Raw genomic sequence first — 22,367 nt, 5'->3', positions numbered from 1 at the left:
TGGGAAGGGTCGACTCGCCCACCTCTCCCACCTTGGGGGCGAGAATGAAACCGTGTGTACGTGCGATCCAGGCGTCCACTGGACTCGTTCAACTACAGTTCAACGAGTCACAATTGACGTTGGCTACTATGCCAGCTGGTGGATAGCTCGGCTCGAGAGCTGATGAAGGACGTGCCAAGCTGCGATAAGCCGTGGGGAGCCGCACGGAGGCCAAGAACCACGGATTTCCGAATGAGAATCTCCTCAGCAATTGCCTCGCGCAATGAGGAACGCCGGGAACTGAAACATCTTAGTACCGGCAGGAAAAGAAAGCGTAACGCGATGTCGTTAGTAACCGCGAGTGAACGCGATACAGCCCAAACCGAAGCCCTCACGGGCAATGTGGTGTCAGGGCCACCCCTCATCAGCCGACCATCTCGACGAAGTCTCTTGGAACAGAGCACGAAACAGGGTGACAGTCCCGTACTCGAGGTCAGTACGCTGTGCGGTGGTTCCAGAGTAGCGGGGGTTGGATATCCCTCGCGAATGTCGCAGGCATCGACTGCGAAGGCTAAACACTCCTCGAGACCGATAGTGCACAAGTAGTGTGAACGAACGCTGCAAAGTACCCTCAGAAGGGAGGTGAAATAGAGCTTGAACTCAGCTGGCGATGGAGCGATAGGGCATACAAGGTCCCCTGACGAATGACCGAGACGCGAGTCTCCAGTAAGACTCACGGGAAGCCGATGTTCTATCGTACGTTTTGAAAAACGAGCCAGGGAGTGTGTCTACATGGCAAGTCTAACCGGAGCATCCGGGGAGGCACAGGGAAACCGACATGGCCGCAGCCTCACGGCGAGGGCCGCCGTCTTCAAGGGCGGGGAGCCATATGGACACGACCCGAATCCGGACGATCTACGCGTGGACAAGGTGAAGCGTGCCGAAAGGCACGTGGAGGCCTGTTAGAGTTGGTGTCCTACAATACCCTCTCGTGATCTACGTGTAGGGGTGAAAGGCCCATCGAGTCCGGCAACAGCTGGTTCCAACCGAAACATGTCGAAGCATGACCTCCGCCGAGGTAGTTCGTGGGGTAGAGCGACCGATTGGTGTGACCGCCTCCGAGAGGAGTCGGCACACCTGTCAAACTCCAAACCTACGAACGCCGCTGACGCGGGGATTCCGGTGTGCGGGGTAAGCCTGTGCACCAGGAGGGGAACAACCCAGAGATAGGTTAAGGTCCCCAAGTGTGGATTAAGTGTAATCCTCTGAAGGTGGTCTCGAGCCCTAGACAGCCGGGAGGTGAGCTTAGAAGCAGCTACCCTCTAAGAAAAGCGTAACAGCTTACCGGCCGAGGTTTGAGGCGCCCAAAATGATCGGGACTCAAATCCACCACCGAGACCTATCCGCACCCGTCACAGGGTGACCGAGTAGGTTGGCGCTCTATTTGGGTGGAAGCAGGGGTGAGAACTCCTGTGGACCGAATAGTGACGAAAATCCTGGCCATAGTAGCAGCGATAGTCGGGTGAGAACCCCGACGGCCTCATGAATAAGGGTTCCTCAGCACTGCTGATCAGCTGGGGGTTAGCCGGTCCTAAGTCATACCGCAACTCGACTATGACGAAATGGGAAACGGGTTAATATTCCCGTGCCATCATGCATTCAAAGTTGACGCCCTGGGGTCGACCACGCCGGGCCTTCGCCCGGTCGAATCGTCCAACTCCGTGGAAGCCATAACGGCACGAAGCGGACGAACGGCGAGACAGGGAAACGTGGTTCAACCTGGGGCCCGTGAAAAGACGAGCATGATGTCCGTACCGAGAACCGACACAGGTGTTCATGGCGGCGAAAGCCACGGCCTGTCGGGAGCAACCGACGTTAGGGAATTCGGCAAGTTAGTCCCGTAAGTTCGCGATAAGGGATGCCTGCTCAGGAAATGAGCAGGTCGCAGTGACTCGGAAGCTCGGACTGTCTAGTAACAACATAGGTGACCGCAAATCCGCAAGGACTCGTACGGTCACTGAATCCTGCCCAGTGCAGGTATCTGAACACCTCGTACAAGAGGACGAAGGACCTGTCAACGGCGGGGGTAACTATGACCCTCTTAAGGTAGCGTAGTACCTTGCCGCATCAGTAGCGGCTTGCATGAATGGATTAACCAGAGCTTCACTGTCCCAACGTTGGGCCCGGTGAACTGTACATTCCAGTGCGGAGTCTGGAGACACCCAGGGGGAAGCGAAGACCCTATGGAGCTTTACTGCAGGCTGTCGCTGAGACGTGGTCGCCGATGTGCAGCATAGGTAGGAGGCGGTACACAGGTACCCGCGCAGCGGCCACCGAGCCATCAGTGAAATACTACCCGTCGGTGACTGCGACTCTCACTCCGGGAGGAGGACACCGGTAGCCGGGCAGTTTGACTGGGGCGGTACGCGCTCGAAAAGATATCGAGCGCGCCCTAAGGTCATCTCAGCCGGGACAGAGACCCGGCGAAGAGTGCAAGAGCAAAAGATGACTTGACAGTGATCTTCCTAACGAGGATCGCTGACGCGAAAGCGTGGTCTAGCGAACCAATTAGCCTGCTTGATGCGGGCAATTGATGACAGAAAAGCACACAGGGATAACAGAGTCGTCACTCGCAAGAGCACATATCGACCGAGTGGCTTGCTACCTCGATGTCGGTTCCCTCCATCCTGCCCGTGCAGAAGCGGGCAAGGGTGAGGTTGTTCGCCTATTAAAGGAGGTCGTGAGCTGGGTTTAGACCGTCGTGAGACAGGTCGGCTGCTATCTACTGGGTGTGTTATGGTGTCTGACGGGAACGATCGTATAGTACGAGAGGAACTACGATTGGTCGCCACTGGTGTACCGGTTGTTCGAGAGAGCACGTGCCGGGTAGCCACGCGACACGGGGTAAGAGCTGAACGCATCTAAGCTCGAAACCCACCTGGAAAAGAGACACCGCTGAAGGTCCGCGTAGAAGACGCGGTCGATAGACTCGAGGTGTACGCACTGAGGTAACGAAGTGTTGAGCCTACGAGTACTAACAACCTGAAGCCATCAATCATACGCACTGTGACTCGTCGAGAGTATTTGAACGAGTCCAGGCGCAAACTGGATCGCACGGACACACGGTTCTAGGACCGACCGAGACCGGTATCATCACGGTTCGACTCCGTGACTCGGCGTTAAGGCGGCCATAGCGGCGGGGTTGCCTCCCGTACCCATCCCGAACACGGAAGATAAGCCCGCCAGCGTTCCGGTGAGTACTGGAGTGCGCGAGCCTCTGGGAAACTCGGTTCGCCGCCGACCACTCATACTTTCAGCCCTCGCAGAGAGTCATCACCGACTCTCCGCGAGGGCTCTTTTCATATACAGATCAGCGTCAGGACCCACAGCGCTTACCCACGGCCAGGCGCAGATAGGCGATAGGTAACCAAGCGCCTGGAGGTCCAACGTCGTCTATGACTCGCACCGTCAAACTGAACGAACTGGACTCGCTGGTCGGGACCGCGACTTTCCGCTCTCGAAAACCGACGTACACGAGCAGTTCGACGACGTCCAGCTCGTCTATGCCGACGGTGACGAACCGCTGGCCGAATTACTCGAGCGGGTCCCCGACGAGCGCTTCGACTCGTCGAAGACGTGCGGTCGTCGATTCTCAACGTCGTCCCCGTTGCGGGCGTCGACGAACCGGGGCAATCGGAAGGCGAGGGCTAGTCGAATTCGCTAGCCTTAAGCGAGCGACTCGACTACTGATGAGTGCGCCAAGGTGGCAGAGTCCGGCCTAACGCAGCGGCCTGCAGAGCCGCCCATCGCCGGTTCAAATCCGGCCCTTGGCTCTCAACGGTACCCTAAAGCCCAAGACGACCTTGTCTTGGCACGTTTCTTCTCTGGTCTCAACTTCTCGGAGATCGGACAGTGTGATCACGCTGGCTACTAGCCTGTTTTGAAACCATATTTTCGGAATATCCCGCCCGCGAAAAGATTTATCCCGCTAGGGGAACGTGTCTCTAGTATGGACGACCCACGTACCGAACTAAAGGCAGATTCAGACGAGCGTCGGGACGCGCCAGAGTTCGACGACCTCGTCCCTCCGGAAGAACTCGTTTCTGGAGACCGCACCCGGGACGACTTCTTCGATGCCGTGCTCGGACTGGACAGCCCCGCGACTGCAGGTGAGGTTGCTGATCTCGCGGGACACGGGGTGGACGCTGCCCGTGAGTATTTAGCGTGGTTCGAACGCATGGGGATCGTCACGCAGGTCACAGACTCTCCCGCGACGTACGAACGGAATCAGGAGTACCTGAATTGGCGGCGTGTCCAACAGCTCCGGAACCAGTACGACGACGACGAGCTCCTCGTCTTCCTCGAAGACGCAGTGGAGCGTGATGAGTCGTTTGCGGAGGAGTTCGATGTCAAATTTCCGGACGCAGTAGCGATCGTTGCACACGCAACTGACACCGATCGTTCTGTCGAGGCGGTGTGGCGGGAGGTGTCAGCGTGGAAGACGACGCGCCGCCGAATTTCTCTTTTCGAACGGGCATTGCAGACTGACACGGACGGCGCTGGCGGGCAGCGCCCTGTCGCATGAGCGGCGGAAGGGACGACGTCAGCGGTACACCGATCGACTTCGCCCGTCTGAACATCATCGCGGAGCGATTCGCTACCGACGATCGCTTCACTGGGATCGAAATCCAACCAGAATTCGCACCGGATCGCATCGTCTGTCGCTACGATTCCGGATTCTATCCGCAGCGTGTGCAGAGTGCTCGCCTTGAGATCGTGTGGTTCGAGAACGGGGACTTTTCGCTACATTACCACGAAGAGCTCGGGGATGGCGCGTTTGACTACCGATGGGATCGGCATCCCTCGGATCACAACACTCGCGATCACGTTCACCCGGGTCCTGACGCGCGAACACCCGGCGACGACGCGTCACATCCGGAGGAATGGCGTGACGCGCTGTCGATGGTCCTCGGCGAAATCGATGATCGACAGCGGGCTTTCTGGACCGAGTAAGGTCATCGTCTCTCTTCGAGGGCGTCGAACGCACGTCGGAACTGCTCCTCGTTGATTCGCGGTTCGGACATTGACTGAGCTTCGAGTGCGCCGGCGTATTGTTCGAATTCGTCGTCGCTTGGGTCGGCAGCGAGCACGCAGTCGACGTATTCATCGAGCGCAGAACGTAAGGTCTTCGCGTAGTGGTCGTATGCGGCATCGATGCGGTCGTGGTTGTCGTCGATTCCTTCGAACAGGCACGGTAGACGGTCGCGGCCGCCCGGTAGCGCTCGCGTTCGCGGTACTGCTCAGCTACTTCGAAGAAGTGAGAAAAGTCGATGGCTTCCGTGACGACTGGATAGTGCTGTGTGTGCTGGTTGAACAGCTCCTCGATCTCGTCACGGTACGCTTCGACCGACTTGCCGCCGTCGCCAAACCGTGCGAGGAACTGCTCACGCAGGTTCGGGCTTTCGGCGAGTGCATCGCGCACGAACGCGCGTAGATCGTTGGACGAGACATCTTCAATAACCATTTCGACGCGTTCGCTCTCGTCTTGGGGCGGATCGGCGACGACGTCCAGCAGCACCGCGACGACGTGTTTACACTCGCCCGTACCCTCGTAGGGACACGTACACTGCGAATTGATGGTGTATTCGCTCAGATCGACGGTCACGTCGTACAGATTCGTTCCTCGAACCGCGGCTGTAACCACGTCGCCAAACCGTTCAATTCGCTGGATGTGCCCTTCGTCGCGGTAGTCCTGCCCGCGCTCGAACACCGCGTCGGTACAGGTCTCCCGAATTTTTGCGTTGTTGAGGTCCATGACTGGGGCCGATTCGTTGATCCTGTTCCCGCTAGGTCGTGGCTCTATTCGTCTAGTACTTCGGTGACGCTCTCGACGGGGGCGTAGTATCCGCGTTCGTTCCGCCAGATATCGATCCACTCGTCTGCAGTTTCACTGTCGACGTACTCGCGCTTGATGCCGAGAACGAGAAGGCCGACTGATCCGGTGACGGGTACGTCTAGTTCCGTCGCGAGATGGCGTGCTGCGAGACCGTCAGTGGCGAGTGTTCCGTCTTGTTCAAATGCTCCCCGCAACGCTTCTGTCTCGCCTGGATCGAGTCGTTTACCGAGACTCTCCCCACCTGTTTCGGGTGGAACGCCACTGACTGTCAGTCCGCCGTCGAACGCATCGACGGCGCTGGTCTGATACTCGTGGCCGAAATCGACCCCCTGTTCGATTTCGTCACGGACTGCGGGTGTCACGACTGGTGCTTCGCGTACGTCGACGATAAACCCGATCAAGTTCGTACTAGCGAAATTACTGATGACGGTCGCGTCGAGGAAAACCGGTTGCGGGTATCCGTCCGGCATCTATTCGTCGAGGTCGGGTGCAACGTCGATCTCCCGCTGTAGCTGGTCGTCAGTTCGCGGCCCGTAGAGCGCCGTGAAGCCAGCGTCTTCCAGCACTTCTTCGAACTCCCACCGGGACAGTCCGGCCACTTGGGCAGCACGTCCGAGCGAGAGGTCGCCGAGAACGTACCGGCCCACCGCGGTCGCAAGTTCGTCCGAGGGCCCACTACTGGAAGAGGCCATCGTACGTAGGTATCGGGTCTACGGACCTAATAATCTATCGTGGGATGGGGTGCTCGTGGGCTCAATGATTCGCAATCCCACCACGATACACAATAAACCTACCAGAATTGAGCCTGTCATAGAAACGTTCACAGGGATTTGATTTCGACCCAGATAGAACGAAATAGACGCTCAATGTGTCTGCAAACATCCCGATTTATAACTCTACCATTAATATCTTCGGAGCATGCATCGACGCTCGTTTCTTACGACTGTCGGTACTTCGGTGAGTTTGTTTGGTGGAGGTTGCTTGTCTCTGTTAGATGATTCTTCAATTCAGTTGGGGTATCTTGACGTTGGAAACTTCGACGGTGAGCAGCACGAATTCGAGGTTCAAGTCGAACGGAACGGTACACAAGTACACTCTTCTTCTCACAGCATTGCTGGAAAAGAGGGAAACGTCGTTCACAGTGAGGCAGTCGAATGTACATGGGGGAGTACCGCCGGGAACTATACAGTCTCCGCCCGGGTTGACAGCAATGAATGGAAGAACCAGTCGCTACTTCCCGCAGATAGCGTAGTGAGTTCCAAAACCGACTGTGTAGTTGTGGGCGTCAGGTATCGCTTCGATGGGCTGGAATTTCAAATTGGGAGTGGCTGTGATCGTGATTATGACGGTCTGTGCTCGTTCACCTCTCAGTAGGCCACCTGTACTGAGCGTTCCTTGCTGAACGCGACAGGGTTTGCGAACCCTTCTATGACACGCTGAGAATTGGCTATCTCTGGGATACAGAAATAGACGTACAGACTCCCAGACAGGGCCGGTTTATGGCCATTGGCTACTCTTCTATATTATCCGCAAATATCCACTGGCTCTACCGCCCTCTGGCATTCTGTCGACTCTTCTTTCCAGTAGTTGCTACCGATTCGGCCACGCTCGAAGTCGTTCACTCCGAATGCTCGTTCTTTTCGACTTCGGTGACGATCACGTCCCAGTCAGGATGTTCGACCCCATTCCGACATTCGAATCCGCCTTCCACATCGATTCCATTCTCGCAGGCCCTGCGAAGGTGGGTTTTCAGTTCCGCGTTTAATTCTTCCTTCGACGCAAGCGAGGTCTCCTCAGACGTCATCTCTCCGCCCCCTTTCGTGTTTCTCCACTGTGAGGTCGAGTTCTACAGAATCAGGAACGACCGCGTGGGCGACAACCTGGGTGAGATACGCGCCGAGAACTGGTCTGTGGTCGCGTCGGGTCTGTGCATCTGACCGGCGGCATCTATCACGTCGTCGCGGACCGGGACGTCGCGACCCTAGCCGACGACCTCGACGAGTCGATGCGACCGGCCAGCACCCGACGCGACTGCGACGCGAGCGAGTGGCCGGTCACCGACTTGGGGAACGAGAGCGACCGTCCCGACGAAGATGACGACGAGAGGGAGAAGCCCAGTTCCAGCAGTCACAGATCAAACACCAGGTCTATGATATAGACGTGGGCGATAGCTATCGGGTGGGACTCTGACGATTTCAACGGCTCCCCGGGTGCCGCGCATCGGCACTCACCACTCTGACGCTAATCGTCCATCTCCATTTCCCCCTCGTTCGGGGCAGGTTCGCGCTGTACGACGAGAACAGGACCGAGGAACCGGTCGGCGACCTGATCGGCCGGCATACCGAAGACGAACGTCGCTAACGACGGATCAGTTTCACCCATGACGACGACGTCGAACGCGTCGGCAACATCGACGATCGCGTCGAGGGCCGCCTGTTCGCGCTCGACCCGCGTCTCGATTCTCGAGGCGTCCATATCCAGCCCCTCCAGCCGGTTCACCATCCCATCCAGGAGTGTCCCGACGTCCTCGTCCGTCTCGTCGGGCTCTGCAACGTGGTACAGCGTCACCGACGCGTCCGTCTCCGCGAACAGGCCTGCGACGACACGGGCGAGGCGGTCGATTCCCACGGCACCACGGACGGCGACGAGGACGTCCTCTACCGGGCCGGTGGCGTTCGGGACGAGCACGGCCAGACAGTCGTGCTCGGTCGTCATCCGGTCGATCGTCTTCTGGCCGTCGTGAGTGAAGACGAGCCGCCGCTCGACGGTCGCTCCCGCCTCCTCGAATATCGTCTCGTATTCGTCGAGACGGTTCTTGGCGCGCTCCTCGAACTGCATCTGTGCCTGCCCCGGTGCTGTCTGTTCCGGAATGACGTGATACCCGAGGAGGACGACGTGAGCGTTCGCGAGGAGTTCAGGAACACCCTCCGGGACCGACTCCCCTTCGAGTACGCGAATCGGGACGAGTATCGATGGACGGTCCGTCATGATCAGATATCTCCTTTGAGTGTGACGTCTCCAGCGTAATAACGGTACCAGAGGTACGAGACGATCATGACCACGATACCGATACCGATCGACTCGCGCTGCATGAACGCGATCAGTCCGAAGCTGGCCAGCGCGCCGATTGCCGGAACCACCGGATAGCCCGGTACCTGGTAGCTGGGTGAGTACCAGTCCGGATTCCGCCGTCGCAACACGATCAGCGCGACACACATCAGCCCGTACATGATGAGGTGGAGGAACGAGGCGACCTCCGCGAGTAGTTCGACCTGTCCGGTCGCCACGAGGACGAGTATCGGACCGCCAGCGACGAGCAGGGCGATATGTGGCGTCCCGTAGCGGAGGTTGACCTCGCTCGCCTTGCGCGGGAGCAGGGCGTCACGGCTCAGCGCGTACACTGCCCGCGAGGCGCTGAGTATCGACGCGTTCGCACTCGAGAACGTCGCCAGTAACCCGGCACCCAGGATTGCGACCGCACCGGGTAGCCCGAGGAAGTCGCGGGCGACCTCGACCATCGCCGTCTCCCCGTACTGGCCCAGCCGGTCGGCTCCGAACGCACTGGTCGCGACGAAGATCGTCACGACGTAAAAGACCGTGACGATGAGGACCGAGCCGACCATCGCCAGCGGGAGGTTCCGGCCCGGCTGTTTGATCTCGCCCGCGACGGTCGCGACCTGGGCGAACCCCAGATACGACGTGAACACGAGTGCCGCGGTCGTCAACACCGGAAAGTATCCTCTCGAAAAGAACTGCTCCGGAACGGTTCCGCCCCCGAACACGCCCACAGCGTCGAGGACCCCGTATGAGAGAAAGCCCGTGAGCACCACGAGAAGGATCCCGACGACCGCGTTCTGGATCTTCGCGGTGTTCTCCGTACCGCCGATACTCAATGCCGTCAGTGCAGCGCCGAACAGCAGCCCGACGCCGATGACGGGACTGAACGGCAATCCGACGCCGAGTTCGGCGAACACGGCGCTCGCGTAGTGACCGAGTCCGACCAGATAGAACGCGGACGCGAACATCAGACCAAGCCACAGCCCCAACCCGACGATCGAGCCGTAGGCCGTCCCCATTCCCCGCGAGATGAAATAGTAGCCGCCACCGCTCCGGGGCATCGCCGTGGCGAGTTCCGAGGTCGGCAGCGCCACCAGCAGCGCGATCAGGCCGCCGATTGCGAACGAGAGTGTAGCAGCCGGCCCCGCGTTGAACGCCGCCAGTCCCGGGAAGACGAAGATTCCTGCCCCGATCATGGTCCCGATCCCGATCGCCAGCCCGCCGACCAGCCCGATGGTCCGTTCGAGCTCGACGTCGTCGTCGTGGACGGTCGCGTCGTCGGTGACGGCCTCTGGCTCCTTGACGGGCGTCTCACCGGCGACGTTCTCGCCCGCTGATTCGACGTCGACAGGCTGTTCAGTCATACGACGACGATAGTTCCATCTGTCAGATAAAACCGCCGACGGTTGCCCGGCCGCGTGTATACGCAAAGCAGTTCGACGGGGAGCAGGAGCGTACTGGCCCAGAATTGCGCTGAACGTCGTCCGGAACTGACGGAGTCATCTCGGTGGTCTGGGGCACAGGCTGCGGATGAACAGGCCAATATGTCTGTACGTTGAATGGAGTTTCTAGGACGCTCACCATGGTCTCACTGCTCGTCATCGTCGGTCTGCTGGTCGCAGCGTTCGTCGGGTTCAACATCGGCGGGTCGTCGACAGGCGTCGCGTTCGGGCCGGCCGTCGGGAGCCGACTCGTCAGGAAGGCGACCGCGGCAGCGCTCTTCAGCGTCTTCGCGTTTCTGGGGGCGTGGACGGTCGGCCGCAACGTCATTGTGACGATGAGCGAGGGGATCGTGCCGGCTGCACAGTTCACTCCCGTAGCCGGTGTCGGTGTGCTGTTTTTCACCGGGGCTTCGTTACTAATTTCGAACGTCTATGGCGTCCCCGCCTCGACCTCGATGACGGCTGTAGGGGGAATCGTGGGTCTGGGCCTCGCGACGGGGTCGCTCAACGAGGCGTTGATGTTCACGATCGTTTCCGCGTGGATCGTCGCTCCGCTCGTCGGCCTGGCGATCGGTGCCGTCATCGGACGGTACGTCTATCCGCAACTCGAAGCTCGACTGTCGTTTACGCGACTCCAGCGACAGTTGCTCCAAGTCGACCGCTCGGGCCGTGTGCCGCGCATCCGATTCAACACGAACGCTGCACCACGTGACCTCGTCGGATCGGCGCTGGTGCTCGGCATCGCCTGTTACATGGGCTTCAGCGCGGGTGCCTCGAACGCCGCGAACGCTGTCGCCCCACTCGTCGGCAACCGCGCGGTCACTATCGACCAGGGTGTGCTTCTTGCCGTCGGCGCCATCAGCCTCGGTGGCTTCACGATCGCGAGGCGTACCCTCGCGACGGTCGGTGACGGCATCACGGACCTCCCCATTTTGGCAGCACTCATCGTCTCCACCGTGGGTGCGACGATCATCACCGTCCTCTCGTACTACGGTATTCCGGCGAGTCTCGCTGTGAGCACGACCTGCTGTATCATCGGCCTGGGCTGGGGGCGGGCAAGTCGCGCCGTCACGCTCGCGGAGCTCGCGACACCGCCGTCCAGGGCCAAGCCGGGGCCGAATCTCACGACTGGCGCCCTCGCAGCCCCGTCGACCGAGGAGAACGATCCAGTAGGTCCAACTGTGGGCGACCTCGCGTCCGGAAAGACCCCGGATACCGCGGAGCAGCACAGCGAATCCCCGTCAGTCCCCCCGATCGGCGAGGAGGACATCGAAGAACTGACCGCCGAGAGCCTGTTCGACCCGGCAGCAACGAGCCGAATCGTCATCCTCTGGGTCCTCACGCCGTCGCTCTCGGTCGTGGGATCGTATCTCCTCTTCGCTTTCCTGTTGTAAGCCGGCCACCCGACCGATTCTCTCGATCAGCTGGAGCACTCCGGGACGCCTGCATCGTCGTCAGCCGGCAGAAGACCCATCGAACGAACTCGGTCTGGAACCGGGTGCTGTTTTCGTCGGTCCCGGCGACAACGAGTTGGTCATCGCGCTCGATCACGAACGAGGCTCCTGGCGTCGTGACGACGCTGCCGTCCCGTTCGACGGCGACCACTGTACAGCCGGTCCGGTTCCGGACGTCCGCGTCGGCGGGTGATCCACCATCAGCATCCGGGGCCGTCGTCCGGACGAGTTTCAACTGCGTGCCCGGGGAGCGAATCCTCTCGTCGATCTCGATGACATCGATGACCGCCGAATCGAATGTGCCGACTGCTTTGCCCGCGAGCTGTTCCCGCAGTATCTGTTCGGGCGAGATCACGTGGTCTGCCCCCCATACCGGTGAGCGTCCGCGGTGGTCGGCTCCTCTGTCAGGCTCACCGCCCGTACGTCGGGGTCGACCTCGCGGGCCGAGAGGAGGACACCCGGATTCGTTTCGTCATCGACGGTTGCTATCAGCGTATCGGCGCGTTCTAGCCCGGGCACGTCGGAGTGCCGAGTCCGATTCGGGATCGCCGACTCTCACCGTGTATCCTGTCGCGTAGAGCTCGTTCGCGACCTCCCGATCGCCGGCCACTTGCGAGACGACAGCGACCCACTGCCAGATGCGCTCGATCGTGTCACAGGTGACGCTCCGGTCGAACTCGCCGAACCACTCAGACCCGTCCCAGATATCGCCGACAGTTCGCAATTAGAAACGACGGGCTACGTTGTCCATACACTCCAGACAGCGCTCTACGACGCCCGAAAGCGAGTAGCGCGAACGATGGCGTCGTTGTGAACCGCGGTGGCGATACGGATACGGTCGGTGCGGGTACCGGCGCCATCGCCGGCGCTCGATTCGGTGCCGGGGATCTTCCTGAGCGGTGGCTCTTTTGTGGAGTCTCGAGACGACCCCGCAGCACTCGCCGGGCAGCTTGTCACGCTCGATCTGGATCGAGGTGCAGTCTCGAAAGCAGGGGTTACCGGAGGGTCTTGCAGAGGTGCAGTGGCCAATCGGTTCAAACAACTGTCCTGCACTCTCCACCATCAGATACGAATGCTGTGCAAGATACGGAGGGTGAAGTCAGCAAGTGGGAAATCCATCCGCACCGATTGTTGAGAACCGTATTGTATCCGAGCATACTCATTTGTGCCAAATTTTATTTTACTGTCCTATCATATCCGAACATCTTGTTCCGAACGATTGTAGGCTATCTGTTCGGTTTCGGCTTGGTGCTCGCAAGTACCACTACATGGTGGGTCGGCGGTAATGCGATACTGGTCGGAACACACACCGGTGGAGCAACTCTCATACTTGTCGGATTATTAACCATGTTCGCCGGCGTGCTTGCGTTCCCTCTAAGCCGGCGAAGGTTACAGACTCGATTTGATATTAATCTCTCGGCTTCAACAATAGTACTCGTGAGTGGTGGTGCCATTGTACTCGCAGTGGTTATTTTATTTATAGCTTTAATCGCATTACTGGCTCCGTGACAGGTGGGAAGATCCTACTCTACAGCATGAGCTAAAAACACTCAAATTAATTGGTTGATGAATCCGTTTAGACCTACCGCTCCGTGACCGATTCGCGCTGTGTATGCAGCAGTGTCTTCTCGAACTACCCAACGTCTGTCAGTACCGGCGTGACCGATACAGAGGCTGAGTTTAGCGATCTCTCATCGGTGATTCTCGCGCAATATTCCTCACGACATCGGTGAGTGAAGTGTCTCCGTATTCTTCGGCAGTTGTTTCCTCCCACATCGGATTGGTTACTTGATAATGTTGAGTTGCGTCCTGCATCGCCTCAAACACTGTGTCCGGCTCGTGGGAGCACACGCAGTCATGACAGACTGGTGCGCTTCTTGTGAGCACTTCTGTCATCTCCGGTGGATCATTCCATTCGGGTCTCGTTGCCGCATCGGTAGTGTCACGCGACCATGACATCTGTTCTTTTGACCCTGATACTCCGTTCTTGGCTGTATCGATTACCGCCTGTGAATTTGCCCACTCCGCTGTACCGACCCAAAATAGCGTTTGGGTGTCACAGAGAGAACATTTTGCTGGTTTGATCTGGACAGACTTCCATTCGTTGTCCGTGTCGTCTTTCACTTCAGGAAACCATCTTGGAGGTGCGTACACCGATCGACACTGGTGGCAGAGGTGTTTGAACTCGAACCTTTTTTTTGGGATGATTGTCAGAGAGTTCACGAAGGTGGAGTGGTTCAGCCCATCTCGCACTCTCGCCACAGAGCATGCATTCAATCTCTCTTTCCATATCGGTCGTTTCCACTCAAATATAATAAATATACATCTCGTTAGATACGTCTATCTTGTCCGGGAGAACGTCTATCTCAGGCCGTCGATTAGTTGTTTTGACACTATGGGATGGCCACAAGATACGCGCTCTGTATGCAGCAGACCGCACGTAACACAAGCCGTCGTTATAGCGATTCGGCGATTTCGGCTGGCACTGTGGGCCATCCTCGACAGTCTCGAACCCGGCATCAGTTCCACGGTACCTTTCACCTCGCCACCGCGGTGCGCTTTGACGTTCCGGAATGTGTTCTCCATCAACGGTCCCGGCCGTGATTCATCAGCGGGTACGATTCGACGTTCAGCTACCTCCGGTGTCGTCTTCGATGGCGAAACGAACTCCCATGCTCCGTGGGCAATGTGGCCCAAATCGACGGCAGCACGCTCACCGACGTCCACGCCCTCACGAGCCACAGAGCGTGTACTCGTTGCGAGATCCTCAATCCGCCGGCCGAGGCAGGCACGGTCTGGCGATGCGCCGCAAGCGATTCGGGTGCGGTTTCGGTCGCGGATTCGGTGTGGCCGATTGCGGCCGCGAGCCGGTTTCGGATACCATGGGCAAGGAAACCACCACATTGGCTGCGGCGCTCGTGCTGCCTTTCGACGGTTCGATGGTGCTTCTCGCGTTCTCTCTCGTAGCTATACCACCGAGTCAGGAGCTCGACGAAACGGTGTCCGGTCTCACCGAATCCACGGTCCCGCGGTGCTTCGTCTGCATGCCAGCGGGTTCCGTCTGTTCCCCCGTCGTCCACGGTCTGTGTGCCCACGTCACGCTGCACTCCGGTGGGGCCCCGGGCGACGTCGTCGGCATACGCAGGGCCCTGCATCAGCCACCACTATCGTCTCCTGATCGTCACCGACGTGCCGACGCCACGGCTCCTCTATCTGGATCCGGAGGCGGCGGAATGCTCGCCATCAGCATCGTCGGTCCGGCGCCCTCGGACGCGCCGTCAGCGGTGGACGAACGGACGCCGTAGGCGAGATCTAGACGACCACGACCCAGTCTCCCCGCTTGCTCGACTTCTCAGCCAGGATACGGACTTGTCGGCACCCACCTCGTACAGGCCCCTGGACTGGTCGCCCGACTTCTGTGACGTGGATATGGCTTCCCTGCCCGGTCAGTTCTCTTCCTCGTTGGGACGAGTGAACCCGCCACGCTCCATGACACCCCAGCTTTCGACGCCACGGACGTATTCGAGCAGACCTTGCCACGCAACGAGCGTTTTCCACTGCCGGTAGCCGAAGTTCTCCAGGATACCGTACCACAGCAACCGCAGTATCTGTCGTGGATCCCCGTATCGGTTGAAGCTCCAGACTTCACTGAAGACTCCGAACCACGAGAGGAAGATACCGAACCCGGTCGTCAGCAGGAAGAACACGAGGAAGAACTCGACGTTCAAGACGCCGAAGTACCACCCAAGTGCGAGCAGGACGTACCCGAGGCCTTCGATGAGGGGGCCGAACATCTCGGCTGCAACGAAGAGCGGGAAAACAACTGTCCCGACACGACCGTACTTCGGATTGAACAGCACGCCCCGGTTCGTGATGACGGTTTCAACCATGCCACGGAACCAGCGCCTGCGCTGGCGGCCCAACACGCGGCGACTGTCCGGGACCTCGGTCCAGGCGACCGGTTCGGGGACGAAATCGACCGTATACTCACGGTCTTCGTCCGTCAGGTACCGGTGCAATCGCACGACGATATCGAAATCTTCCGTAATCGTGTCGTGGCGATACCCGCCGATCTCCCGAACGACGTCAGTCCGGAACAGCCCGAATGCACCGGAGATGAGGATCAGTCCGTTCACTCGGTTGAGTCCAAGTCGCCCGGAATAAAACGCGCGAAGGTACTCCATGACTTGGAGGCCTGGCAGCCCGGTTTTGGGGAGATTCACTTCTTTGACCAATCCATCCTCGACGGTACACTCGTTGGCGACCCGGATGACCCCGCCCGCGGCAACCGTCGTCCCCGGTCGCTTGAGAAACGGTTTGACAATCTGTAAGAGCGCGTCTCTGTCGATGAGTGTATCCGAATCGACGGCACAGAACAGCGGCATCTCCGTGAGCCAGATCCCGGCGTTGAGCGCGTCACTCTTGCCGCCGTTGGCCTTATCGACCACCAGCAACTCCTCGTACGTGGTCGACCGATAGGTCGCGTGTATCTCTTCGCTGGGCACCTCGAAGGGGACGTCCGCGGTCACCTCTTCGAGCGCGAACCGGTCGGTCAGTCGAGCGAGCGTCTCGTCCGTCGACCCGTCGTTGACGACGACCACTTCCAACTCCGGATAGTTCAACGACAGCATCGACTGCACGCTCTCCTCGATAGTCGCAGCCTCGTTGTACGCCGGAACGACGAGGGCGATACCCGGATAGAACGGGCTGGCAAACCGGCGGAACGGCTGGTCCCAGCTCGCTTCGCGGACGTTGTCGCGCAACTCGAAGAGTGCCAACGTGTGGATCGTGAGGTAGTAGCCGTTGATGACGAGGTAATAGACGAGGACGAAGAGACCAGTAACAGTGAACAGCTGGATAGCGACGTGGGTAGACGTGTGCATCGGGTTACCCCCCCACCCGCTGGGTACGACCGCGGGCGACACTGTCGTAGGAGGCGTGTTCGCTGCTCCACTCCCACGGCGCGCCCAGCACGGCTGGCGCGCCAGCATCGATTCGGTCCTGTCGTCGGACGAGCGCGTTCGTTCCGCGAACGAGTGCGCGAGGGTCGTCTTCGGAGACGAGTGCATACATGAGGACGGTCAACGCTTCGCTGTCGCCCCACTCGCCAAGCATTTCGTAGACGGCACCGCGGACGCGGGGCGACGGGTCGGCCGTGGCCCGGCCGAGAAACTTCGAATCCCTGAACTCCGGCCGCCAGCCGAAACTACCTAACGCGTGCGCTGCAGCGGCACGGACGCCCTCGTCGTCAGCTTCGAGGCTCGCTGTCAACCACGATATGTCGGCTGTCCGGATTCCGGTGCCGAGGTGGCCGGCGACGAGCAGAACCTGTGCCAGGAGGGACGGTGGCCACGACTCGTACTGTTCCGCCGCGAGCGCGAACATGGTATCTGGTGCCTCACTCGCTAGGCGGTACAACGTATCCTGTCCGAAGACACTGAACTCCGCTGTGGCTCCATCTAGCAGCAACTCGACACCCTCCTGTGGGGTACACGTCTCCGTCTCGAAGAGCAGTCGGGCCACGCTCGCCCGCTCTGCGGGTGTCTGTGGTTCATATGCGGCCGTCCGATAGGGTTCCGGATCGGCTAGCCGGATGAGCCACGTCAACGCTTGGAGTCGTTCGAACGTACGTCCTCGTTCGAGGTCGGTTCGGGCTTGTTCGGGAATCCCGAGCGCCGTCCCGAGCGTCTTCAGCGACTCGGCTTCGCTCCCGTCCAGTTCACGGAGGTACTCACCGAGGAGGTCCTTCGCCATGCTTCGTTCGGTCGCCGACAACGTCGACACCCACTCCGCCCAGTTCGGGTCCGGGGAGAACGCTCTGTCGAGCAACGCGTTCTGTATGGCTCCTCGAACACGCTCGCGCCGCGTCGCCGTGCGATGCCGGTATCCCGACAGCCCCACCGTGAGCGCAAACGAGACCACCAACCCGAGGCCGACGAGCAATCCGAGAACGACGAGGATGGTCGTCATCGGGACGAGATACCCGCCCAGGGTGACGCTGCCCTGCATCAGCACCGCACCCGATTACGTGCCCGCATATCTCCGAACCCGAGCTAACAGCTCCTGTCCGCGAAACGGTTTTGTGACGTAATCGTCAGCACCGGAATCGAACCCCTCGAGCACGTGTTCCTCCTGTCCACGGGAGGTGAGCATAATCACTGGAAGGTCCGAACGGACGGCCGTCTCGCCATTCCGGACCATCCGGAGGAGTCGCGTCCCGTCCAGTCGTGGCATCATTACGTCGACGACAGCCAGCGCCGGTTCGTATCCCGTATCGAACAACTCGATAGCTGCTCGTCCGTCCTCACAGACGCGGACGTCGTATCCGGCGCCTTCAAATCGATGAGTGAGCAACTGACGAATGACCTCGTCGTCGTCGACCACGAGTATATCGTTGCTCATTGGTATCTATACGGTAAGCAGTCAACAGACAAAGGGTTACCCAGTCGTAAATACGTTGCTGGTCGGTCCCCCGACTGGGTGACGCTCGTCGGTCCGGAGTGTGATTCTCGGCTCATCATCGGGTTGTCACGAAAGTTCGAACTCGAACCGTGCACCACCGTCAGTCCCGTCCGTTACTCTGACCGTCCAGCCGTGTGCCTTCGCGATGTCGCTGACGATCGAGAGTCCGAATCCCGTCCCGTCCGTGTTTGTCGTGACACCGTGGTCGAACACCGTCTCCTGGCGGTCAGTCGGAATCCCTGTCCCGTCATCTTCCACGTAGAGCCCCTCACTATCGGGTAACAGGCCGACAGTGACTGTCACGTCGTTCCCGCCATGTTCGATCGCGTTGCGAAAGAGGTTCTCGAACAGTTGAATCAACCGCCCGTCGTCTCCCGACACGACCGGCATATCGTCGTCGATCTCGAGATCCGCCTCGTGTGTGTCGACGTATCCCCACGCCTCGGTCGCAACGGTACTGATATCTATCTGCGCTGGCTCCGTAATCGTCGTTTCACCCCGGGCGAGCGTGAGCAGGTCTTCGATGAGGCGTTCGATACGGTCGTGGGCGTTCTCGATTTTCTCGAAGTGGGCCGGGTCTTGACTCTCTTGAGCGATATCTGTAAAGCCCATCGCGACGCTCAACGGATTCCGGAGGTCGTGGGCCACGACGCTTGCGAACTGGTCGAGTCGTTCGTTCTGGCGCTGCAGTCGTGCTTCCCTGTTTGCCCGGCCAAGGGCTGCGGCGACGGTCGAACCGAGGATCCGGAACAGGTCGGTATCCGTGTCCGAGAAGTCCTGCCTGGAGTGTGTCCCGGCAGCAATGAGGCCAACATCGTCCAGTGGGACGAAGAGGCCGTCGTCCAATTTCGCACTCGGGACGTCGAGCGATGTCTCCGACACGAGGTCGTCGTGAATACGCAGTTCGGAATCCTCGAACGCGCTCCACCCCGGACTGTCCTCGTTTCGCAGTCGCGGGACCTCACCGATCAGTTCCCGTGTGTGGGTACTCGCCGCGAGTGGGTCCAACGTCTCCGCCCGTTCGTTGTATTCCCAGACGGCAGTGAGATCGAAGCCGAGTATCTCTCTGGCTGCCTCGACGGCAATCGACCCGATCTCTTCGGCCGACTGTGCCCCGCTGAGTCGTTGCGCAGTCTCCTGTAGCGAACGGAGTTTTCGCTCTAGCTGTTTCTGCTCGGTAATGTCGTCTAATACGGCCAGGATACTCGTGACGTCGCCGTCAGGTCCGGTGATGGGGGCGACAGACAGCAGTAGGTCAAGTTCCGTTCCGTGTTTCGTCTCTCGCTGAATCTCCGCACCGCGGATCCGTTCGCCGTTCAAAACGCGCTGGCGATATGCGGCGAACTCGGACTGTTTCTCCTCCGGAACTATCGGGTTGAATTCCCCGAGAATCTCTTCGCGGGACCACCCGAACATGGTCTCAGCTTCGTCGTTCCAGCGGGTGACGTTCCCCTCCGGATCGATCTCCATGACCGTAAGGGGCGTGGCTTCGATAAGCGACTCAAGCCGCTGGTTCGTCGTCTCGAGGTCACGCTCCCGCTCGACCTGTTCGGTGATATTCCGAGCGATGCCGACGAGCCGAACGACTTCGTCGTCGACGATGACCGGAGCGAGACTCGTGTCCCAAAACCGCGCGTCCTCGTCGATGGCCAACTCCTCACGGTAGGAGATGGGTTCACGACGCTCGATACAGCGGCGATAGTGCGACTCGACTGCGGCACCCCCCTCCTCCCCGAAGACGTCTCGCGGTGTCTGGCCCCGCACCTCCTCGGTTGTGATTCCGGTCTGGGTCTCGTATCCCGGACTGAGCCGTGCGAACTCGAAGGTCGGCGTCTCACCACTCGTCTCGACATCGAGCAAGAAGATGGCATCCCCTGAGGTGTCCAGCAGCGCCTCGTACTCCCCGGCGAGTTCCCTGTGTTCGCGTTCCGCTGCTTTTCGGTCCGTGATATCCTGAATCACCCCCCGAACCGCGGTGCCGTCTCCTCGGGGGCTATCGATCCGCTCTCCCTGTACACGGACATCTCGCACGTCACCGTCGGGCCGCACGATTCGCAGGTCGAGGTCGTACGGCTCACCGTCTTCGATCGCCCGCTCGACGGCAGACTCTATCGCTGCTCTGTCGTCCGGGTGGTAGAACCCGATGCCATCGTCAAGTGACGGCTCGTAGTCCCCGTCGACCCCGTGAATCCGGCGGACGCCGTCAGACCAGTGTAGTTCGCCCGACGTCGGAGCGTACTCCCAGATGCCGATTTCTGCCGTCTCCTGCACCCGCTCGAACAGGAACTCCTGCCGTTCTAGCTCCTGTCTAGTCCGGTCTCGAGAGATTTCGGCGGCCACGAGTTCCGACAGCAACTCGACGAACGTCTGTTCGAGCCTCCCGAACGGGGTTACCCGAGTTGTCGGACTGGAAAAATTAACCGTCCCGTAGCGTTCCCCGTCGACGACCAGCGGTGCGCCGATATACGATTCAATCTCGAACTCGTGATATGCCGGAGGGGTCTCTTTCCGATCGGTAACCGCATCGGTGAACGCACAGACCTCTTTTTCGGTAGCCACCTCCGCGCAGTACGTCGATTCGACATCGAACTGGTCGCCAACGTGTATCTCCGCACTCGGTGCGTGGACGGCCTTGACGGTGTAGTCACTGTCCTTGACTCGCGAGACGATGCCGATCTCCAGGCCCAGCGTCCGACAGCCCACCTTGAGCAGTTCCCCGAGACGGGCCTCCGCCGAAATGTCGCTTTGTGCCATCACGGACTGGATCTCCTGCAGTGCATCGCGTTCCCGCTCAATCTGTCTGGTGGCTTCGCTCCGGTCGGTGACATCCCGGGCGACGACGAGCACGCGGCCGTCCTGGGACCGTTCGAACGGTGTCAAACGCACGTCGAGCGTTCGCTCTCCCCGCCCGCTTTCGAAATCGAGTTGCAGGTCCGACTCGTGGAGTCCAGCGACTTCGGTATCTCCTTCGAGTTGGCGAAGCGACGACGTGACTGCCGAAGCGAACCGTTCCGCATCGGCTTCAGCGAACCGATCACGGACGACATCGGCTAGTGGTCGTCCCTCCAGCTGTCCGGAATCGTCTGCTGCGATACGTCGCTCCGCGGTTGCATTCGAGAACTGGACGACGCCCTCCCGATCGATCACGAGGACGATATCGTTGATGTTCTGCAGAATCGTCTCACTGCGTTCGAGCGCCAGTTCACGTTCGCGCTCGGCCGTGATATCGCGTGAAAACACGGTCAGTCCGTCCTCGTCGGGAAAGGCACGGACCTCGACCCAGTAGTCGAACGGCTCCCCGAGGCGCTGTTCGAAGGTCACCGAGTCACCGGTCTGCATCGCCGTCCGATACCGGTCCTCGAGGTCGGTCCCGACTATCGACGGGAACTCGTCCCAGAGTGTGGTACCGACCACCGCCTCCGGGTTCCGATCGACCCGCTGTGCCATCTTTTCGTTCATATATTCGATACGCCACTCCTCGTCGACTGCGTAAATCGCGTCAGTGGCACGCTCTAGCGTGCGCCGGAAGCGGTTCGACATCTGCTCGGCTCTCTTTTGGTCACGTGCCGCTTCGACGAGCGTCCGGATTCGGCTCCCGAGCAACGAAAAACTGTCCTCTGTCGCGTGAATCGGTATATATTCCAGCGTGTCCGCTTCCATCGCCTCTCGTACGACCGGTTCGGTATCACGGCCGGTGAACAGTATCGCTGGCAGATCGTATCCGGCGGATCGAATCGTCTGACTCAGTTCTACCCCGGTCGTCTCCGGAAGGGAGTAACAGGTAACGACACAGTCGATAGGCGTCAGCGAGAGCTGTTCGAGTGTCTCCTCGGCGGTACTGACGGTCGTGATCTCGAAGTCGAGATCACTGGTCGATAGTTTCGTCCGGACCAACTCCGAAAATTCGCCGTCGTCGTTCACGTAGAGAACACGGAGCGGACCAACCGGATCGCCATCCGTCTCTGTCATTAAGCCACGTATCGGCTGTACGGTAATCAATCATCCCCAGCGAATATTACGTCTGATACTATCGGTATTCTCGACCTGGTACGCCGCCGAAGACGCTGGAATAATCAC

The 22,367-nt window shown here is 59.7% G+C and carries 15 protein-coding genes, 1 tRNA gene, 2 rRNA genes and 2 pseudogenes; 9 read left to right on the top strand and 11 right to left on the bottom strand.

Annotation, left to right across the window (positions count from 1 at the left end; translation table 11 throughout):
* Window positions 1–113: 113 nt before the first annotated feature.
* From P1K88_RS01205 to P1K88_RS18370, 6 genes and pseudogenes are all read left to right on the top strand, one after another.
* A 23S ribosomal RNA gene (locus tag P1K88_RS01205) occupies window positions 114–3,037 on the top strand.
* A gap of 122 nt (window positions 3,038–3,159) precedes the next feature.
* Window positions 3,160–3,282 (top strand): 5S ribosomal RNA (gene rrf, locus P1K88_RS01200).
* A 253-nt stretch (window positions 3,283–3,535) separates the two neighbouring features.
* Window positions 3,536–3,703 (top strand): annotated as a pseudogene (locus P1K88_RS18570) (hypothetical protein); the annotation flags it as partial.
* 33 nt (window positions 3,704–3,736) lie between these two features.
* Window positions 3,737–3,812: transfer RNA gene (locus P1K88_RS01195), tRNA-Cys, on the top strand.
* Window positions 3,813–3,988: 176 nt separating this feature from the next.
* Window positions 3,989–4,564 (top strand): DUF7342 family protein, encoded by a 576-nt coding sequence (locus tag P1K88_RS01190; protein ID WP_276411908.1) that lies wholly within the window; start codon window positions 3,989–3,991, stop codon window positions 4,562–4,564.
* Window positions 4,561–4,992, top strand: a complete 432-nt coding sequence (locus P1K88_RS18370; RefSeq protein ID WP_379786678.1) for a toxin-antitoxin system TumE family protein — start codon at window positions 4,561–4,563, stop codon at window positions 4,990–4,992. Before P1K88_RS01190 ends, P1K88_RS18370 begins: the two co-directional genes overlap by 4 nt.
* A gap of 2 nt (window positions 4,993–4,994) precedes the next feature.
* Here the strand turns inward: P1K88_RS18370 and P1K88_RS01185 are convergent.
* From P1K88_RS01185 to P1K88_RS01170, 4 genes and pseudogenes are all read right to left on the bottom strand, one after another.
* Window positions 4,995–5,794 (bottom strand): annotated as a pseudogene (locus tag P1K88_RS01185) (SWIM zinc finger family protein).
* Between the two features lie 44 nt (window positions 5,795–5,838).
* Complete coding sequence (locus tag P1K88_RS01180) at window positions 5,839–6,345, bottom strand: PIN domain-containing protein (protein ID WP_276411905.1); 507 nt, start codon at window positions 6,343–6,345, stop codon at window positions 5,839–5,841.
* Window positions 6,346–6,567: a UPF0175 family protein gene (locus P1K88_RS01175; protein ID WP_276411903.1), complete on the bottom strand. Its 222-nt coding sequence runs from the start codon at window positions 6,565–6,567 to the stop codon at window positions 6,346–6,348. It abuts the gene before it with no gap.
* Window positions 6,568–7,493: 926 nt separating this feature from the next.
* A complete protein-coding gene (locus P1K88_RS01170) occupies window positions 7,494–7,679 on the bottom strand; it encodes a hypothetical protein (RefSeq protein ID WP_276411902.1) in 186 nt (61 codons plus the stop codon).
* 123 nt (window positions 7,680–7,802) lie between these two features.
* On the opposite strand from P1K88_RS01170, the gene P1K88_RS01165 reads away from it, so the two are divergent.
* Window positions 7,803–8,033 (top strand): hypothetical protein, encoded by a 231-nt coding sequence (locus P1K88_RS01165; RefSeq protein ID WP_276411901.1) that lies wholly within the window; start codon window positions 7,803–7,805, stop codon window positions 8,031–8,033.
* An 83-nt stretch (window positions 8,034–8,116) separates the two neighbouring features.
* On the opposite strand, the gene P1K88_RS01160 is transcribed toward P1K88_RS01165, so the two are convergent.
* A complete protein-coding gene (locus P1K88_RS01160) occupies window positions 8,117–8,863 on the bottom strand; it encodes a universal stress protein (RefSeq protein WP_276411900.1) in 747 nt (248 codons plus the stop codon).
* Between the two features lie 2 nt (window positions 8,864–8,865).
* Window positions 8,866–10,296 (bottom strand): APC family permease, encoded by a 1,431-nt coding sequence (locus tag P1K88_RS01155; RefSeq protein WP_276411899.1) that lies wholly within the window; start codon window positions 10,294–10,296, stop codon window positions 8,866–8,868.
* Window positions 10,297–10,514: 218 nt separating this feature from the next.
* Here P1K88_RS01155 and P1K88_RS01150 point away from each other — a divergent pair, with 218 nt between their 5' ends.
* Entirely contained in the window at window positions 10,515–11,768 is a 1,254-nt protein-coding gene (locus P1K88_RS01150; protein ID WP_276411896.1) for an inorganic phosphate transporter, read from the top strand.
* Here P1K88_RS01150 and P1K88_RS01145 read toward each other — a convergent pair.
* Window positions 11,713–12,183 (bottom strand): cation:proton antiporter regulatory subunit, encoded by a 471-nt coding sequence (locus P1K88_RS01145; RefSeq protein ID WP_276411895.1) that lies wholly within the window; start codon window positions 12,181–12,183, stop codon window positions 11,713–11,715. The two genes, P1K88_RS01150 and P1K88_RS01145, sit on opposite strands and share 56 nt — an antisense overlap.
* A gap of 455 nt (window positions 12,184–12,638) precedes the next feature.
* Between P1K88_RS01145 and P1K88_RS18365 the strand changes: the two genes are divergently transcribed.
* Window positions 12,639–13,337, top strand: a complete 699-nt coding sequence (locus tag P1K88_RS18365) for an ADP-ribosylglycohydrolase family protein (RefSeq protein ID WP_379786679.1) — start codon at window positions 12,639–12,641, stop codon at window positions 13,335–13,337.
* 1,937 nt (window positions 13,338–15,274) lie between these two features.
* On the opposite strand, the gene P1K88_RS01140 is transcribed toward P1K88_RS18365, so the two are convergent.
* From P1K88_RS01140 to P1K88_RS01125, 4 genes are all read right to left on the bottom strand, one after another.
* Window positions 15,275–16,711: a glycosyltransferase family 2 protein gene (locus P1K88_RS01140; RefSeq protein WP_379786683.1), complete on the bottom strand. Its 1,437-nt coding sequence runs from the start codon at window positions 16,709–16,711 to the stop codon at window positions 15,275–15,277.
* 4 nt (window positions 16,712–16,715) lie between these two features.
* Window positions 16,716–17,837 carry a HEAT repeat domain-containing protein gene (locus tag P1K88_RS01135; protein ID WP_276411891.1) on the bottom strand — a complete coding sequence of 374 codons (1,122 nt, stop codon included), beginning with the start codon at window positions 17,835–17,837 and terminating at the stop codon, window positions 16,716–16,718.
* Between the two features lie 15 nt (window positions 17,838–17,852).
* The gene (locus P1K88_RS01130; protein ID WP_379786680.1) at window positions 17,853–18,230 is read right to left on the bottom strand and encodes a response regulator transcription factor; all 378 of its coding nucleotides are present in this window, start codon (window positions 18,228–18,230) and stop codon (window positions 17,853–17,855) included.
* A 126-nt stretch (window positions 18,231–18,356) separates the two neighbouring features.
* Window positions 18,357–22,259, bottom strand: a complete 3,903-nt coding sequence (locus P1K88_RS01125; protein ID WP_276411887.1) for a PAS domain-containing protein — start codon at window positions 22,257–22,259, stop codon at window positions 18,357–18,359.
* Between the last annotated feature and the right edge of the window lie 108 nt (window positions 22,260–22,367).

The organism is Haloarcula halobia, assembly GCF_029338255.1.
In the GTDB taxonomy this organism is placed as follows: domain Archaea; phylum Halobacteriota; class Halobacteria; order Halobacteriales; family Haloarculaceae; genus Haloarcula; species Haloarcula halobia.
The sequence above is the reverse complement of the archived record's forward strand: the minus strand, read 5'-3'. Positions and strand labels throughout refer to the sequence as shown.

What these genes read in the sequence shown, in the direction of transcription:
- P1K88_RS18370 (WP_379786678.1), top strand. Translation starts at nt 4,561, where the DNA reads ATGAGCGGCGGAAGGGACGACGTCAGCGGTACACCGATCGACTTCGCC.
- P1K88_RS01130 (WP_379786680.1), bottom strand. Translation starts at nt 18,230, where the DNA reads ATGAGCAACGATATACTCGTGGTCGACGACGACGAGGTCATTCGTCAG.
- P1K88_RS01125 (WP_276411887.1), bottom strand. Translation starts at nt 22,259, where the DNA reads ATGACAGAGACGGATGGCGATCCGGTTGGTCCGCTCCGTGTTCTCTAC.
- P1K88_RS01150 (WP_276411896.1), top strand. Translation starts at nt 10,515, where the DNA reads ATGGTCTCACTGCTCGTCATCGTCGGTCTGCTGGTCGCAGCGTTCGTC.
- P1K88_RS01180 (WP_276411905.1), bottom strand. Translation starts at nt 6,345, where the DNA reads ATGCCGGACGGATACCCGCAACCGGTTTTCCTCGACGCGACCGTCATC.
- P1K88_RS01160 (WP_276411900.1), bottom strand. Translation starts at nt 8,863, where the DNA reads ATGACGGACCGTCCATCGATACTCGTCCCGATTCGCGTACTCGAAGGG.
- P1K88_RS01175 (WP_276411903.1), bottom strand. Translation starts at nt 6,567, where the DNA reads ATGGCCTCTTCCAGTAGTGGGCCCTCGGACGAACTTGCGACCGCGGTG.
- P1K88_RS01155 (WP_276411899.1), bottom strand. Translation starts at nt 10,296, where the DNA reads ATGACTGAACAGCCTGTCGACGTCGAATCAGCGGGCGAGAACGTCGCC.
- P1K88_RS01170 (WP_276411902.1), bottom strand. Translation starts at nt 7,679, where the DNA reads ATGACGTCTGAGGAGACCTCGCTTGCGTCGAAGGAAGAATTAAACGCG.
- P1K88_RS01135 (WP_276411891.1), bottom strand. Translation starts at nt 17,837, where the DNA reads ATGCAGGGCAGCGTCACCCTGGGCGGGTATCTCGTCCCGATGACGACC.
- P1K88_RS01190 (WP_276411908.1), top strand. Translation starts at nt 3,989, where the DNA reads ATGGACGACCCACGTACCGAACTAAAGGCAGATTCAGACGAGCGTCGG.
- P1K88_RS01140 (WP_379786683.1), bottom strand. Translation starts at nt 16,711, where the DNA reads ATGCACACGTCTACCCACGTCGCTATCCAGCTGTTCACTGTTACTGGT.